The 15,587-nt window shown below is 70.9% G+C and carries 15 protein-coding genes; 6 read left to right on the top strand and 9 right to left on the bottom strand.

The genetic code is table 11. The annotated features are described in order from the left end of the window. Window positions 1-54 precede the first annotated feature (54 nt). From ruvX to ABT245_RS12415, 7 genes are all read right to left on the bottom strand, one after another. On the bottom strand, window positions 55-519 hold the full coding sequence (ruvX, locus tag ABT245_RS12445; RefSeq protein WP_351732280.1) for a Holliday junction resolvase RuvX: 465 nt from the start codon (window positions 517-519) through the stop codon (window positions 55-57). A gap of 15 nt (window positions 520-534) precedes the next feature. Then, on the bottom strand, window positions 535-3,207 hold the full coding sequence (alaS, locus tag ABT245_RS12440; RefSeq protein WP_351732278.1) for an alanine--tRNA ligase: 2,673 nt from the start codon (window positions 3,205-3,207) through the stop codon (window positions 535-537). Further along, entirely contained in the window at window positions 3,207-3,551 is a 345-nt protein-coding gene (locus ABT245_RS12435; RefSeq protein ID WP_351732275.1) for a hypothetical protein, read from the bottom strand. Before ABT245_RS12435 ends, alaS begins: the two co-directional genes overlap by 1 nt. 7 nt (window positions 3,552-3,558) lie before the next feature. Further along, window positions 3,559-4,005 (bottom strand): DUF948 domain-containing protein, encoded by a 447-nt coding sequence (locus tag ABT245_RS12430; RefSeq protein WP_351732272.1) that lies wholly within the window; start codon window positions 4,003-4,005, stop codon window positions 3,559-3,561. 234 nt (window positions 4,006-4,239) lie between these two features. Further along, window positions 4,240-4,854 (bottom strand): 30S ribosomal protein S4, encoded by a 615-nt coding sequence (rpsD, locus tag ABT245_RS12425; RefSeq protein WP_351732269.1) that lies wholly within the window; start codon window positions 4,852-4,854, stop codon window positions 4,240-4,242. A gap of 303 nt (window positions 4,855-5,157) precedes the next feature. Continuing rightward, window positions 5,158-6,513 (bottom strand): replication-associated recombination protein A, encoded by a 1,356-nt coding sequence (locus tag ABT245_RS12420; RefSeq protein WP_351732266.1) that lies wholly within the window; start codon window positions 6,511-6,513, stop codon window positions 5,158-5,160. A gap of 77 nt (window positions 6,514-6,590) precedes the next feature. Next, entirely contained in the window at window positions 6,591-7,244 is a 654-nt protein-coding gene (locus tag ABT245_RS12415; RefSeq protein WP_351732264.1) for a vitamin K epoxide reductase family protein, read from the bottom strand. A 143-nt stretch (window positions 7,245-7,387) separates the two neighbouring features. On the opposite strand from ABT245_RS12415, the gene ABT245_RS12410 reads away from it, so the two are divergent. From ABT245_RS12410 to ABT245_RS12395, 4 genes are read left to right on the top strand one after another with little or no spacing between them, the layout of a single operon-like run. After that, a complete protein-coding gene (locus ABT245_RS12410) occupies window positions 7,388-8,350 on the top strand; it encodes an ABC transporter ATP-binding protein (RefSeq protein ID WP_351732262.1) in 963 nt (320 codons plus the stop codon). Next, the gene (locus tag ABT245_RS12405; RefSeq protein ID WP_351732260.1) at window positions 8,347-9,192 is read left to right on the top strand and encodes an ABC transporter permease; all 846 of its coding nucleotides are present in this window, start codon (window positions 8,347-8,349) and stop codon (window positions 9,190-9,192) included. The genes ABT245_RS12410 and ABT245_RS12405 overlap by 4 nt, the downstream gene beginning before the upstream one ends. After that, complete coding sequence (locus ABT245_RS12400; RefSeq protein WP_351732518.1) at window positions 9,189-10,520, top strand: sensor histidine kinase; 1,332 nt, start codon at window positions 9,189-9,191, stop codon at window positions 10,518-10,520. The genes ABT245_RS12405 and ABT245_RS12400 overlap by 4 nt, the downstream gene beginning before the upstream one ends. Continuing rightward, window positions 10,517-11,137 carry a response regulator gene (locus tag ABT245_RS12395; RefSeq protein WP_351732258.1) on the top strand — a complete coding sequence of 207 codons (621 nt, stop codon included), beginning with the start codon at window positions 10,517-10,519 and terminating at the stop codon, window positions 11,135-11,137. The genes ABT245_RS12400 and ABT245_RS12395 overlap by 4 nt, the downstream gene beginning before the upstream one ends. Before the next feature lie 72 nt (window positions 11,138-11,209). On the opposite strand, the gene hisS is transcribed toward ABT245_RS12395, so the two are convergent. Then, a complete protein-coding gene (hisS, locus tag ABT245_RS12390) occupies window positions 11,210-12,472 on the bottom strand; it encodes a histidine--tRNA ligase (RefSeq protein WP_351732255.1) in 1,263 nt (420 codons plus the stop codon). Between the two features lie 12 nt (window positions 12,473-12,484). Then, window positions 12,485-13,195 (bottom strand): MBL fold metallo-hydrolase, encoded by a 711-nt coding sequence (locus ABT245_RS12385; RefSeq protein WP_351732253.1) that lies wholly within the window; start codon window positions 13,193-13,195, stop codon window positions 12,485-12,487. 168 nt (window positions 13,196-13,363) lie between these two features. Between ABT245_RS12385 and ABT245_RS12380 the strand changes: the two genes are divergently transcribed. Then, entirely contained in the window at window positions 13,364-14,185 is an 822-nt protein-coding gene (locus ABT245_RS12380) for a peptidylprolyl isomerase (protein ID WP_351732250.1), read from the top strand. 144 nt (window positions 14,186-14,329) lie between these two features. After that, window positions 14,330-15,559, top strand: a complete 1,230-nt coding sequence (locus ABT245_RS12375) for a DUF349 domain-containing protein (RefSeq protein WP_351732247.1) — start codon at window positions 14,330-14,332, stop codon at window positions 15,557-15,559. Window positions 15,560-15,587 lie beyond the last annotated feature (28 nt).

The following is a 15,587-nucleotide window of genomic DNA, read 5'->3' as shown; positions in this document are numbered from 1 at the left end:
GTGCGGCAGCTGTTCGAACACCACCGCATCGCGCGGAACGTTACCGTATCGCGATCAGATGACCACTTCGACGCCCTCGCCGGGTGCCTTGCCTGACACCCGTTCGGATTCGAGGGCCTGCTGGAGGATGATCACGGCCGCGGCCTGGTCGATGACGGAGCGGCCCTTCTTCGACCCGACCCCCGAGGCGCGCAGTCCCTGGCCTGCCGTGACGGTGGTCAGCCGCTCGTCCACGAGCCGTACCGGGACGGGCGCGATGCCCTTGGCCAACTCCTGGGCGAAGGCGCGCACCTTGGCCGCGGCCGGTCCCTCGCCCCCCTTGAGGGAGCGGGGCAGCCCGACGACGACCTCGATCGGCTCGTACTCCTGGACGAGTTGCCCGAGCCGGCGGTGGGCGGCCGGGACGTCCCGGCCGGGGACGGTCTCCACCGGGGTGGCGAGGATCCCGTCGGGGTCGCACGAGGCGACCCCGATGCGGGCGTCCCCGACATCGATCGCGAGCCGACGTCCTCTGCGCATGATCGGGACCGTCCCCTACTTGGCGGTCTCGGCGACCAGGCGTTCGACGGCGTCCACGGCGTCGCCGATGGCGGCCGGATGCTGGCCGCCGCCCTGGGCGACGTCCGGCTTGCCGCCACCGCCGCCGCCGAGCGTCTTGGCGGCGGCGCGGACCAGGTCACCGGCCTTGAGGCCACGCTCGCGGGCGGCCTCGTTGGTGGCGATGACCGTGAGCGGCTTGCCGTTCGCCACGGTGAAGAGGGCGACGACGGCGCCCCGGCCGCCCTGGATGCGCCCGCGCACATCGAGGACCAGCTTGCGCAGGTCGTCCGGCGTGGTGCCGTCCGGCACCCGGCCCGTGACGACGGCGATCCCGCGGACGTCCTTGGCGGACTCGGCGAGACCGGCGGCGGCCTGGAGCACCTTCTCGGCGCGGAACTTCTCGATCTCCTTCTCGGCGTCCTTCAGCTTGCCGAGCATCGAGGAGACCTTCTCCGGCAGGTCCTCCGGGCGGCCCTTGAGCAGTTCGGTCAGCTGGTTGACGACCGTGTGCTCGCGGGCAAGGAAGGCGTAGGCGTCCACGCCGACCAGGGCCTCGATGCGGCGCACGCCGGAGCCGATGGAGGACTCGCCGAGCAGCTTCACCAGGCCCAGCTGGGCGGTGTTGTGCACATGCGTGCCGCCGCACAGCTCCTTGGAGAAGTCACCGATGGTCACGACGCGGACCCGCTCGCCGTACTTCTCGCCGAACTCGGCGATGGCGCCCTGCCGCTTGGCCTCGTCGATGCCCATGATCTCGGCGTGCACATCGAGGTCGCGGGCCAGCACCTCGTTGATCTTCTGTTCGACGTCGGTCATCACGGCCGTGGGCACGGCGGACGGGGAGCCGAAGTCGAAGCGGAAGCGGCCGGGCTGGTTCTCCGAGCCGGCCTGGGCGGCGGTCGGACCGAGGGCGTCGCGCAGCGCCTGGTGGGTGAGGTGGGTGGCCGAGTGGGCGCGGGCGATGGCCTTGCGCCGGCGGTGGTCGATGGAGGCGTGGGCCTTGGCGCCGACCGTCACCTCGCCGACCTGGACGACGCCCTTGTGGACGTACACACCGGGGACCGGCTTCTGGGTGTCGCGGACGTCGATGACGGCACCGGAGTCGGCCCTGATCCGGCCGGTGTCGCCGATCTGGCCGCCGCCCTCGGCGTAGAACGGGGTGCGGTCGAGGACGATCTCGACCTCGTCGCCCTCCGTGGCGGCGGGCGAGGAGACGCCGTCGACCAGGATGCCGACGACCGTGGACTCGGCCTCGGTGTCGGCGTAGCCGATGAAGTCGGTCCCGCCGGCCGAGTCGGCGATCTCCCGGTAGGCGCCGAGGTCGGCGTGGCCGGTCTTCTTGGCCTGGGCATCGGCCTTGGCGCGCTCCCGCTGCTCCTTCATCAGGCGGCGGAAGCCCTCCTCGTCCACGGACAGGCCCTGTTCGGCGGCCATCTCCAGGGTGAGGTCGATGGGGAAGCCCCAGGTGTCGTGGAGCAGGAAGGCCTTGTCGCCGGGCAGGACGGTGCCGCCGGCGACCTTGGTCTCGGTGACGGCGGTGTCGAGGATGTTGGTGCCGGCCTTCAGCGTCTTGAGGAAGGCGGCCTCCTCGGCGAGGGCGACCTTCTCGATGCGCTCGCGGTCGGTGACCAGCTCCGGGTACTGCCGGCCCATCGTGCCGATCACGGTGTCGATCAGGTCCTTGGCGACCAGGCCGGTGGCACCCAGCAGCCGCATGTTGCGGATGGCGCGGCGCATGATGCGGCGCAGCACATAGCCGCGGCCCTCGTTGCCGGGGGTGACGCCGTCGCCGATGAGCATGGTGGCGGTGCGCATGTGGTCGGTGACCACGCGCAGGGAGACGTCCGAGTCGTGGGCGTCGCCGTAGGCGACACCGGTCAGCTCGGTGGCCTTGTCGATCACAGCCATGGAGGTGTCGATCTCGTACATGTTCTGCACGCCCTGCAGAATCATGGCGAGCCGTTCCATGCCGAGGCCGGTGTCGATGTTCTTGCTCGGCAGGTCGCCGAGGATCTCGAAGTTGTCCTTGCCGGTGCCCTCGCCGCGCTCGTACTGCATGAAGACGAGGTTCCAGATCTCCACGTACCGCTCGTCGTTGACGGCGGGGCCGCCCTCGGCGCCGAACTCGGGGCCGCGGTCGTAGTTGATCTCGGAGCAGGGGCCGCACGGGCCGGGGACGCCCATGGACCAGAAGTTGTCCTTCATGCCGAGGCGCTGGATGCGCTCCTTGGGCACGCCGACGACCTCGTGCCAGATCTGCTCGGCCTCGTCGTCGTCCTTGTAGACGGTGATCCACAGGCGCTCGGGGTCGAGGCCGTAACCACCCTTGTCCTGGGGCGTGGTGAGCAGCTCCCAGGCGAGCTTGATGGCGCCTTCCTTGAAGTAGTCACCGAAGGAGAAGTTGCCGCACATCTGGAAGAACGTGCCGTGCCGGGTGGTCTTGCCGACCTCTTCGATGTCCGGCGTGCGCACGCACTTCTGCACGCTGGTGGCGCGCGGGAACGGCGGCTTGACCTCGCCCAGGAAGTAGGGCTTGAAGGGCACCATGCCGGCCGGGACGAGGAGCAGAGTCGGGTCGTCCGCGATGAGCGACGCCGAAGGGACGACGGTGTGACCGCGCTCCTCGAAGAAGCTCAACCAGCGGCGACGAATCTCGGCCGACTCCATCAGTGGTCCTCATTCCGGTCGTGCGAGTACGTCGTGGGGTCGGCGTACGTCGGGTTGCTGCGGTTCTCGATGGCGGCGTAGCGCCTGGGGGCGGGGAGCTGCGGGTCCTCGTGGATACCGAGGGCGTCTTCGAGTTCGGCTTCCCGCCGGGCCATGTTGTCGCGGACGTCGAGGGCGAAGCCAACCGCTCGGTCCTTGACGCGCCGGCCCGTCACGAGCGCCTTGTCGGCCGCGGTGGCGGCAAGGCTTTCCGGGGTCAGCTGCTTCAGCTTGCGGTTGACCTTGGTGGTGGCCCATACACCGGCGGCGACGCCCGTGGTGAACCAGAACGTACGGCGGAACATCGCTCGGTCAGTCTCTCTTTTCCCGGGTGTTCCGCTTCCCCCGTCGCACGGACGGGATGGTGCGGCCCACGATCACGGTACGCCGGGGCGCCTTGCCGGGCACGTCCTCGCGCCGGCCGGTGATGGCCCGGCGCACGCCGTAGCCGAACGCCGCGACCTTGACGAGGGGGCCACCGAAGGTGGACGCGACGGTCGTCGACAGCGCCGAGGCGTTGGACGTGACCTCCTGGACGTCCGAGGCGATGGCGTCGACCCGGTCGATCTGGGTCTGCGCGGAGCGCACCGCGGAGGAGGCGTCGGCGAGCAGCGGGACGGCCTGATCCGTCACATCCGCCACGAGTTTGGTGGTCGCCTTGAGCGTCTGGGCCAGCCTCGCCAGGGCAACGGCGAGGAAGGAGACCAGGATCGCCCAGAAGACGGCCACCAGGATCCCGGCAACCTCTCCACCGGACACGCTGCACCGCTCCCTGCTGTCACTGGGGTGCCCACGGGCTGCCGCTGGGCACTTGCCGACGGGCACCTTCGAAAGTCGCCATCCGACCCTATCGCGCCCGCGGTGGCCCGCCGTACCGGATTTCGCCTTCCGCAAGGCGTCGGGTGGACGAAAGCGCCCGCCGCTTCCCACCGGTGCGGTGGGAAGCGGCGGGCGAGGCGCAAGGCCCGGTGGTACTGCCGCCGCCGAGGGTGATCAGCGGGCGTAGTACTCGACGACGAGCTGCTCGTCGCAGATCACCGGGACCTCCTTGCGGTTCGGCTCACGGTCCAGGCGGAACGCCAGGGCCTTGAGGTTCACCTGGAGGTAGCGCGGGGTCTCGCCGTCGGGGGCGAAGCCGCCCTCGCGGGCGATCTGGAAGAGCGTCTTGTCCTTGCTGCGGTCGCGGACCTGGATGACGTCGTCCGGACGCACACCGTAGGACGGCTTGTCCACCTTCTGGCCGTTGACCTGGATGTGGCCGTGGACGACCATCTGGCGGGCCTGGTAGATCGTGCGGGCGATGCCCGAGCGCAGGACCAGCGCGTCGAGACGGCGCTCCAGCTCGACGATCAGGGCCTCACCGGTCTTGCCCTGGACCTTGGACGCACGCTCGTAGGCGCGCACCAGCTGGCGCTCGGAGATGTCGTACTGAGCGCGCAGGCGCTGCTTCTCCAGCAGTCGGACCTTGTAGTCCGAGTTCTGCTTGCGGCCGCGGCCGTGCTCACCCGGCGGGTAGGGACGGGCCTCGAAGTACTTGACGGCCTTCGGGGTCAGCGCGATGCCGAGGGCACGCGACTTCTTGACCTTGGGGCGGGACTGGTTCGCCACTGTTTCTGTCTTCTTTCGTCGTTTCGGCTTGTCAGTGTTGAGGGAGGTCGCATCCGCAGCCGGGGAATCCCGTCGGGTCCGCAGGGGACCTGCCGGGCAGCCGCTTCCCTGGTCTGGGCACATACGTGCAGCACGCGAGTGGCCCACCGGCCGGTCCCGGGACTCCGGGTGGTGGTGGGCTGCCCGCGACACCGTTCGACGGTGCGCGACGCTCCTGGAGCCAGCCCCTTGGGACTGGTTCTCCGGCTGACTGTCCCGCTCTGACTGCGCGGGATCAGCGCTTCACCGCATTCTACAGGGCGCTCAGGACCGCTTGCGACCGAGGTGCTTCCTGGTCCATTCGGCTGCGTCCGCGTACCGGGCCTCGGCGCCGTGCCGGGTCGGGGTGTAGTACTCGCGGCCTTGGAGGGCGTCCGGCGCGTACTGCTGGGCGGCGATGCCCTCGGGCAGGTCGTGCGGGTACACATACCCCTGGGCGTGGCCGAGCTTGGCGGCGCCCTTGTAGTGCCCGTCGCGCAGATGCGGCGGGACCGGGCCCGCGAGCCCCTTGCGCACGTCGTCCAGGGCGGCGCCGATCGCCGTGGTCGCGGCGTTGGACTTGGGGGCGAGGGCCAGGGCGATGGTGGCGTGGCTGAGGGTGAGGGCCGCCTCCGGGAAACCGATCATGGCGACGGCCTGGGCGGCGGCCACCGCGAGCGGCAGGGCGTTCGGATCGGCGAGACCGATGTCCTCGCTGGCGGAGATCATCAGCCGGCGGGCGATGAAGCGGGGGTCCTCGCCGGCCTCGATCATCCGCGCCAGGTAGTGCAGGGCCGCGTCCACATCGGAGCCGCGGATGGACTTGATGAGCGCGCTCGCCACGTCGTAGTGCTGGTCGCCGTCGCGGTCGTACTTCACGGCGGCCCGGTCGACCGTCTCCTCCAGGGTGCCGAGCGCGATCTGCGACTCGCCCTTGTCGAGCGCGGCGCCGGCCGCCGCCTCCAGGGCGGTCAGGGCGCGGCGGGCGTCGCCGCCGGCGATCCGCAGCAGATGGTCCTCGGTGGCCTCGGGGAGGGTGACGGCCGCTCCGAGGCCCCGCTCGTCGGCCAGCGCGCGGCGGAGCAGCCCGCGCACGTCGTCGTCCGTGAGGGGTTCGAGGGTGAGCAGGAGGGAGCGGGACAGCAGGGGGGAGATCACCGAGAAGTACGGGTTCTCGGTGGTGGCCGCGATCAGGGTCACCCAGCGGTTCTCGACCGCCGGGAGCAGGGAGTCCTGCTGGGCCTTGCTGAAGCGGTGGATCTCGTCCAGGAAGAGGACCGTCTCCTTGCCGAAGCCCCCGGTGGCGCGGCGTGCGCCGTCGATGACCGCGCGGACCTCCTTGACGCCCGCGGTGATCGCGGACAGTTCCACGAAGCGCTTGTCAGTGGCCTTGGAGACGACGTACGCCAGTGTCGTCTTGCCGGTGCCGGGCGGGCCCCAGAGGATCACCGAGGAGGGCCCGGCCGGGCCGCCCGCTCCCTCGCCGACCAGCCGGCGCAGCGGCGAGCCGGGCTTGAGCAGATGTTGCTGGCCCACCACCTCGTCGAGGGTGCGCGGGCGCATCCGCACCGCCAGGGGGCTGCCTGCCGGGTCCTTCTCCTGGCGCTCTTCCGCCGCCGCGGTGAACAGGTCGGGTTCCACGCTGAAACCCTAAATCACCGCACTGACAACGCGGCCGGGCCCCGGTGCCGGCAACGCGGCGGGGGCCCCGTCCGGGCTCAGCTGGTCCAGAAGTCCCACCAGCGGGTCAGGATCAGCATGCCGATGATGCCGACGTGCAGCACCGGGAGCACCCAGGTGAACTCGCCGAAGAAGCCCTTCAGCCAGCGCGGGCCGGGCAGGAAGTCCTTGCGGACGTTGAACGACGTCACGTACCAGAACATGGTGATGGTGGCGACCCAGGCCAGGCAGCACCACAGGCACAGGGCGTTGATCCGGTACAGGGACTGGAACTGCAGCCAGGTGCAGAAGCCGACGCCGAAGAGGGTGCCCGCGTTGAAGGTCAGCCAGTACCAGCGCGGGAAGCGGACCCGGGTGAGCAGGCTCATGCCGACGCAGATGACGATGCCGTAGCAGACCAGGCCGAGCATGGGGTTGGGGAAGCCGAAGACGGCGGCCTGCTTGCTCTCCATGACGCTGCCGCAGGAGACGACCGGGTTGAGGCTGCACCCGGGCGTGAAGGTCTTGCCCTCGACCTTCGCCTCCAACAGCTTGAACTTGTCGATCGTGATGACCCAGGCGGCGAGCAGCCCGGCCGCGCCGGTGATCACCAGCAGCAGCGCGAAGGCACGGCTGCCGCCCTCCGTCCGCGGTCCGGTGGCAGGCTCGGGTCCGGGCTCGGTGGAGACGTCCTTGACTGTCGTCTTGCTCATCACGCCGATTCCGTTTGCTTGAGAGTTGGACCTTCGGGCAGGGGCCATTGTGCCGCACCGGGGGGCCTGTCCACCGTTCGGTGGACATAAGGAGGTACGCACGGTCGTCCCGGAGCGCTCGGTTCTGGCCGACCCTCAATGCCATGACAGCACACGCGAACGACTTCGCGGTGGACGTACGGGGGCTGCGCAAGCAGTACGGGGACGTGACCGCGGTGGACGGCATCGATCTCGGCATCCGGCGGGGCGAGGTGTTCGGCCTGCTCGGACCCAATGGGGCGGGCAAGAGCACCACGGTGGAGATCCTTCAGGGCAACCGCTCCCGGGACGCCGGCGAGGTCTCGGTCCTCGGGGCCGACCCGGCGACCGCCACGCGCGCGTGGCGATCCCGTGTGGGAATCGTCTGGCAGGACGAATCGGCACCCGCCGAGTTGACGGTCCGCGAGACCGTACGGCATTTCGCCCGCTACTACCCGTGCCCGCGGGACCCGGAGGAGGTGATCGGCCTGGTCGGCCTCCAGGAGAAGGCGGGCAGCCGGATCAAGTCCCTCTCCGGCGGGCAGCGCCGCCGTCTCGACGTGGCACTCGGGGTGATCGGCGGGCCCGAGCTGCTGCTCCTGGACGAGCCGACGACCGGTTTCGACCCGGCGGCCCGCCGGCGGTTCTGGGAGCTGATCCGGCTGCTCGCCGACGAGGGCACGACGATCGTGCTGACCACGCACTACCTGGAGGAGGCCGAGGCGCTCGCCGACCGGCTCGCCGTCCTCGCCCGGGGCCGGATCGTCGCCATGGGCGAGCCCGGTGCACTGCGCGACCGGTACGGCACCGAGGCCACCGTGGAGTGGACCGAAACCGACGGCCGGGTGCGCACCGAGCGCACGGACACCCCGACGCGCACGGTCGCGCGGCTCATGCGGCGCTTCGACGGCGAGATCCCGGGGCTGCGGGTCGGCCGCCCCACGCTGGAGGACGTCTATCTGCGGCTCATCGGACAGATCACGGACCCGCTCGGCGCACGGCCCGCCGGAGCACGCGCCGCGGACCTGCCCGGCGACCGCGCCGAGGACCTCGCCGAGGACCTCTCCGGGCGGGAGGACGCGCGGTGACCACGACCGAGACGCGCGCCCGCGCGCAGGCACCCGCCGACCGGCTGCCCGGCGCCTGGGCCGTCGGGCTGCAGCGGGGCGCACTGGAGATCAGACAGTTCTTCCGGCAGCGCGACCAGGTGGTGTTCACCTTCGCCTTCCCGGTCGTCTTCCTCTTCCTGTTCGCGTCGATCTTCCAGGACGACGTGCGCGGCAGCGGCGTGACCGCCTCCCAGCTGTACGTGCCCGCGATGATGGCCTCGGGGATCATGTCGACGAGCTTCCAGTCGCTGGGCATCTCGATCGCCGTGGAACGGGACGAGAAGGTACTGCGGCGGCTGCGCGGCACACCGATGCCGCCGGCGGCGTACTTCCTCGGCAAGATCTGGCTCGTTCTGTTCACCGGGATCCTGGAGACGGCGATCCTCCTGCTCGTCGGCACCACGCTGTACGGCGTCGACCTGCCGTCGGACGCGGGCCGGTGGTTCGACTTCGCGTGGATCTTCGTGCTCGGTCTGACCGGGTGCGCGCTGCTCGGCATCGCGGTCAGCTCGTTGCCCAGGTCGGCCAGGAGCGCGAGTTCCGTCGTCGTACTGCCGTTCCTGGTCGTGCAGTTCATCTCCGGGGTCTACATCTCCATCGGCACCATCCCGGACTGGATGCTGAACATCGGCGCCCTGTTCCCGCTGAAGTGGCTGTGCCAGGGGCTGCGCGGGGTGTTCCTGCCCGACTCCGCGCAGGTCCTGGAGCAGGCGGGCAGCTGGGAGTTCGGCCGTATCGCCCTGGTGCTCGCCGCCTGGTGCGTCGGAGGATTGGCGCTGTGTCTGCTGACCTTCCGCTGGAAGACCCGGCGCGACGGATGACCGGCCGGGGCTCGGCGCGCGACGTGCACGCCTGGGACCGCACGATGCGGCTCTGGGACGCTTACTTCGCCATCGCCTGGGTGGCCCCCCTGGTCCTCGTCCTCACGGCCGGGCAACCGGGGTGGCCCGTCCGGGCGCTCGCCGCCGGGCTGTTGCTCCCGCTGGTGCCCTGGTACGTGGCGCTGGGCCGGCCGCTGCTCCAGGCCGATGTGCCGGACGGGCGGCGGGTGGTGCGCTATCTGTCCGGGGCGATCGCGCTGTTCCTGTCGTCGGCCGTGCTGGCGGGCGAGGCGCGGCTGGCGACGTTCGCGCTCATCCCGCAGTGCTTCATGACGCTGCGGCTGCGCGGGGCGCTGGTGGCGGTCACCGTGATCAACCTGGTGCCGGTGCTCGGCGGGGCGCTGCTGTGGCGGCCGGCCGGCGCGGAGCTGTTCGCCGAGGCGCTCTCCGCCCTGGTCTCCCTCACCTTCTCGGTGGCGGTCGGCGGCTGGATCATCCGGATCATCAGGCAGAGCTGGGAACGGGCGGAGCTGATCGGGGAATTGGACGTGAGCCGGCACGAGGTCGCCCGGCTGTCGGCCGCGCACGGCGCGCTGGCCGAGCGCGAGCGCATGGCACGCGAGATCCATGACACCCTCGCCCAGGGCTTCACCAGCCTGCTGATGCTGGTCCAGGCGGTCGAGGCCGAGCTGGAGCACGATCTGCCGCTCGCCCGGCGCCATCTGGCACTGATGGACGAGACGGCCCGGCAGAATCTCGCCGAGGCCCGGGCGCTGGTGGCCGGGGGCACCCCGGCCGACCTCGACGGCGCGTCCCTGCCGGACGCCCTGGGCCGGCTGGCCGCCCGGCACGGTGCGGTGCTGGAGGTGACCGGTCCGGTGCGGGCGCTGCCCGCCGGGCCGGAGGTGGTGGCGCTGCGCTCCTGCCAGGAGGCGCTGGCCAACGCCCGCAAGCACGCGGGGAGTCCGGCGGCGGTGGACATCCGTCTGCGGTACGCGGCGGATACCCTGACCGTCTCGGTGCGCGACGACGGCCGCGGCTTCGACCCGGCGGCCGTCCACGGCGGTTACGGCCTGGCCGGGCTGCGCGCCCGGGCCGCCGAGGTGGGCGGGACGGCTTCGGTACGCAGCGCGCCCGGTGCGGGCACGACGGTCACCGTGTGTCTGCCCGTCCCCGCGGCCCCTGCCGACGCAAGACCCGACGCAGAGCCCGACGCAGAGCCCGGCACCGGCTCCCCCGCCCACCCCCGCACCGCACCCGGTGCCGAACCCGGTGCCGGTCCTGCGTACGCCGCCGTTCCGTTCGCCGTGAGGAGTGAGAACCCGTGATCCGGATCGTCCTGGCCGACGACCATCCCGTGGTACGGGAGGGCCTGCGCGCCATGCTGAGCGCCGAGCCGGACCTGGAGGTGGTGGCGGACGCGGCCAGCGGTCCGCAGGCGGAGGCGCTGGCGGCCGAACTACGGCCCGACATCGTGCTGATGGACCTCAGGATGCCGGGCGGCGGGGGCGTCGAGTCCATCGTGCGGATGGCCGAGTCCGGGCTGACGTGCCGGGTGATCGTCCTGACGACGTACGAGACGGACCGGGACATCCTGCGGGCCGTGGAGGCGGGGGCCGCGGGCTATCTGCTCAAGGACCTGGCCCGGGGCGAACTGGCCGCCGCGGTACGGGCCGCGGCGCGCGGCGAGACCGTACTGGCGCCGTCGGTGGCGGCCCGGCTGGTGGACCGGCTGCGGACCAGACCGGAGCGCCCTCGGCTGTCGGAGCGGGAGGTCGCGGTGCTGCGGCTGGTGGCCGAGGGCTGCACCAACGCCGAGATCGGGCGGGAGTTGTTCATCGGGGAGTCCACGGTGAAGACCCATCTGCTGCGGATCTTCGGCAAGCTGGGCGTGGCCGACCGGACGGCGGCGGTGACCACCGCGATGCGCGACGGGCTGTTGTGACGTTCACGTTCGCGTGGTCCCCACGGGCGCGGGGAGCGGGGCCGGACGGCGGTGTGCCGTCCGGCCCGCCGGTCACCCGAGCCGTGCCTCCAGCTCCGCCACGATCTCGTTCACACTGACGGGCTGCTGCTCGCCGGACGCCATGTCCTTGAGCTGGACGACGCCCTCCGCCAGGTCGCGCTCGCCGAGCACGAGGGCGTACCGCGCGCCGGAACGGTTGGCCGCCTTCATCGCGGCCTTGAGTCCCTTCGCGCCATAGGAGAAGTCCGCCGCGACGCCCACCTTGCGCAGCTCGGTCACCTTGCCGAACAGCACGCGCCGCGCCTCGTCCCCGAGCGGGACGGCGAACACACTGGTCGGGGCGGGCAGGTCGAGCGCGATGTCCTCCGCCTCCAGGGCCAGCACCGTGCGGTCGACGCCGAGGGCCCAGCCGACCGACGGGAGCGCCGGGCCGCCGATCATCTCCGACAGGCCGTCGTAGCGTCCGCCGCCGCCGACCGCTGACTGCGAGCCCAGGCCGTCGTGCACGAACTCGAAGGTGGTGCGCGTGTAGTAGTCCAGGCCGCGCACCAGCTTCGGGTCGTCCTCGAAGGCCACGCCCGCCGCGGTGATCAGCTCACGGACCTCCTCGTGGTACGTCTTGCAGGCGTCGCACAGGTAGTCGCGCAGCAGCGGCACGCCCGCCAGCTGCTGCTGCACCGACTCGCGCTTGTCGTCGAGCACCCGCAGCGGGTTGATCTCGATGCGGCGGCGGGTGTCCTCGTCCAGGTCGAGGGCGCGCAGGAACTCCTGGAGCGCTGCCCGGTACACCGGCCGGCACTCCCGGTCGCCCAGGCTGTTGAGCAGGATCCGGAACTGCCGCAGCCCCAGCGAGCGGTACGCCTGGTCCGCCAGGATGATCAGCTCGGCGTCGAGCGCCGGGTCCTCGGCGCCGATCGCCTCGGCGCCGACCTGGGAGAAGTGCCGGTAACGGCCCTTCTGCGGGCGCTCGTAGCGGTAGTACGAGCCGGAGTACCAGAGCTTGACCGGGAGGTTGCCGGCCTTGTGCAGGTTGGCCTCGAGTGCCGCGCGCAGCACGGACGCCGTGCCCTCGGGGCGCAGGGCGAGCCGGTCGCCGCCCTTGGTCTCGAAGGCGTACATCTCCTTCGTCACGATGTCGGTGGACTCGCCGACACCGCGCGCGAAGAGTTCCGCGTTCTCGAAACCGGGCGTTTCGATGTAGCCGTAGCCGGAGTTGCGCAGGGGCGCGGCGATCGCCTCGCGGACGGCCAGGTACTTGGCGCTCTCCGGTGGGATCAGGTCGTACGTGCCCTTGGGGGCGGTGAAGGTGCTCACGAAGGTCTCTCGTCACATTCCTCGTCGGGGAGCGTCGGCACGCGCTCCCGGGCCGGCGGCCACCTGCCGCAGATACGGATTGGTGCCGCGCTCCTGGCCGATGGTCGTCTGGGGGCCGTGGCCGGACAGCACCACGGTCGAGTCGTCGAGCGGCAGGCACACGCGGGCCAGCGAGTCGAGCATCTCGGCCATGTCACCGCCGGGCAGGTCGGTGCGTCCGATGGAGCCGGCGAAGAGCAGATCGCCCGAGAAGAACACCGGCGGGACGTCCGCCGACTCGGGCATCCGGAAGGTCACCGACCCCTTGGTATGGCCCGGCGCGTGCGCCACGGCCAGCTCGAGACCGGCCAGTTCCAGCGTCACCCCGTCCGTCAGCTCCTTGACGTCGTCCGGCTCCCCCACGGTCAGCTCGCCCATCAGGGGCATGCCGATGGAGCGGCCGAGCGCCTTCTCGGGGTCGCTCATCATGTACCGGTCCTCGGGGTGGATCCAGGCGGGCACGTCGTGCGCGCCGCACACCGGGACGACCGAGGCCACATGGTCGATATGACCGTGGGTGAGGACGACGGCGACGGGCTTGAGCCGATGCTTGCTGAGCGCTTCCTCGACTCCTGGGGCGGCCTGGTGGCCCGGGTCGATGATCACGCACTCCTCGCCGGCGGCGGGGGCGACGAGATAACAGTTCGTCCCCCAGGCCCCGGCGGGGAACCCGGCAATGAGCACGATCGTCCTTCGTTGTGTCGATTACGGGCGGCTTCCGCTGTCGTCAGAGCCTACCGGCGCTGCCGTTTCCTCAGCTAACCCATATACGGTACGGGGCTACACGCAGCGGTCGGCTCACAGGACACACGCGTACCGGTCGACACACGACACGCATGAGGAGAGAACCCGGTGGTCAGCCAGGAGCAGCGGCGGCGTCAGCTCGCCCGGGAGAAGTTCTTGCGGCAGCAGCAGCGGCGTACGTCCGCGCGGCGCAAGGCACGGATGCGGAACTCCGTGATCGCGTCGGTACTCGGCGTGGTCGTCATCGGCAGCCTCGCGCTGTACACGACCGGAGTGCTCAAGAACGACGACGACAAGGCCAACGCGAACGCCGAGGTGACGCCCAGCGCCTCGGCCACCGGCAAGGCGTCCGACCCCTGCGAGAAGGCCGCCAAGGGGTCGGTGGAGAAGCTCAGCTGGAAGAAGGAGCCGGCGATCACGATCGACAAGTCGGCCGACTACACCATGAAGCTGGCGACGACGTGCGGTGACATCGGCCTCGCGCTGAAGACCTCGGCGGCGCCGCACACCGTCAACTCGTTCAACTTCCTCGCCGGCAAGGGCTACTTCGACCACACCAAGTGCCACCGGCTCACCACGAACGGCATCTACGTGCTGCAGTGCGGCGACCCGACGGGCACCGGCAGCGGCGGTCCCGGCTACACGATCCCGGACGAGAACCTGAAGGACAAAAGCCTGAAGAACAACGTGTACCCGGCGGGCACGGTCGCGATGGCGAACACCGGCCAGGCGCACACCGGCGGCAGCCAGTTCTTCCTGGTGTACCAGGACAGCCAGTTGCCGCCCAGCTACACACCGTTCGGAACCATCGACGAGGCAGGATTGAAGGTGCTCAAGGAGATCGCCGCCGCCGGCGAGAACACGGGCGCCGGCGACGGTGCTCCGAACGCGACCGTCGTGATCAACAAGGCGACGGTCACGAAGTCCTGACGCATACGACGGCCCACTGCGGAATTTCGGTCGCGCGGGATGCGGACAGGCCACCCGCCGGTCGCCTATGTTGGCCGTGACGAAACTGTGGACGATGCCCGGGGGTGCACAAGCCCTGCGCAGGCATCATGTGGAGGAGGCGCTGTGAGCAGCGACCCGTGGGGCCGCGTCGACGAGACGGGGACCGTGTACGTGCGTACGGCCGACGGCGAGCAGGTCGTCGGTTCCTGGCAGGCCGGCTCCCCCGAGGAGGCGCTGGCCTACTTCGAGCGCAAGTACGAGGGCCTGGTCGTCGAAATCGGCCTCCTCGAAAAGCGAGTGCAGACCACCGACCTGTCGGCGAAGGACGCCCGTACCGCGATCGACCACCTCCGCGAGCAGGTGGACGCGCATCATGCGGTGGGCGACCTGGAGACGCTGCGGGCCCGGCTGGACACGCTCGTGGCGACGGTGGATGCCCGCCGTGAGGAGCGCAAGGCGCAGCGGGCCAAGCAGACCGACGAGGCCCGCAGGTCCAAGGAGGAGCTGGTCGCCGAGGCCGAGCAGCTGGCGCAGTCCGACCAGTGGCGGGCCGCCGGTGAGCGGCTGCGCGCCCTGGTGGACACCTGGAAGGGCCTGCCGCGGCTCGACCGCAAGTCGGACGACGAGCTGTGGCACCGCTTCTCCCACGCCCGGTCGGCGTTCTCCAAGCGTCGCAAGGCGCACTTCGCGCAGTTGGACGCGCAGCGCGAGGACGCCCGCAAGGCCAAGGAGCGGCTGGTCGCCGAGGCCGAGTCGCTGTCCGACTCGACGGACTGGGGTCCGACGGCGGCCCGCTACCGCGAGCTGATGGCGGAGTGGAAGGCCGCGGGCCGCGCCCAGCGCGAGCACGAGGACGACCTGTGGAACCGCTTCCGCGGTGCGCAGGACGTGTTCTTCGCCGCCCGCAGTTCGGTGTTCGCGGAGCGTGACGCCGAGCAGGCGGAGAACCTGAAGCTGAAGGAGGAGCTGGCCGAGGAGGCCGAGAAGCTGCTGCCGATCAGCGATCTCAAGGCCGCCCGCGCCGCCTTCCGCTCGATCAACGAGCGCTGGGAGGCCATCGGTCATGTGCCGCGCGACGCGCGCCCCCGGGTCGAGGGCCGGATGCACACGGTCGACCGGGCGATCCAGGAGGCCGAGGAGAGCGAGTGGCGCCGGACCAACCCGGAGGCACGCGCGCGTGCCGAGGGCCTGACCGGTCAGCTCCAGGCCGCTGTGGACAAGCTGAAGGGCCAGATCGAGCAGGCTCGGGCACAGGGCAACGCGTCCAGGGCCGACAAGCTCGAACGGGAGCTGGAGGGCCGCCAGGCACTCCTTGACCAGGCGCTGAAGGGCCTACAGGAGTTCGGCGGCTGACACCTGCCCCGTCCCGCTTCTCCCGTCA

It is taken from the genome of Streptomyces sp. NPDC001508 (assembly GCF_040298665.1).
In the GTDB taxonomy this organism is placed as follows: domain Bacteria; phylum Actinomycetota; class Actinomycetes; order Streptomycetales; family Streptomycetaceae; genus Streptomyces.
This window is presented reverse-complemented; position numbering and strand designations above follow the sequence as displayed.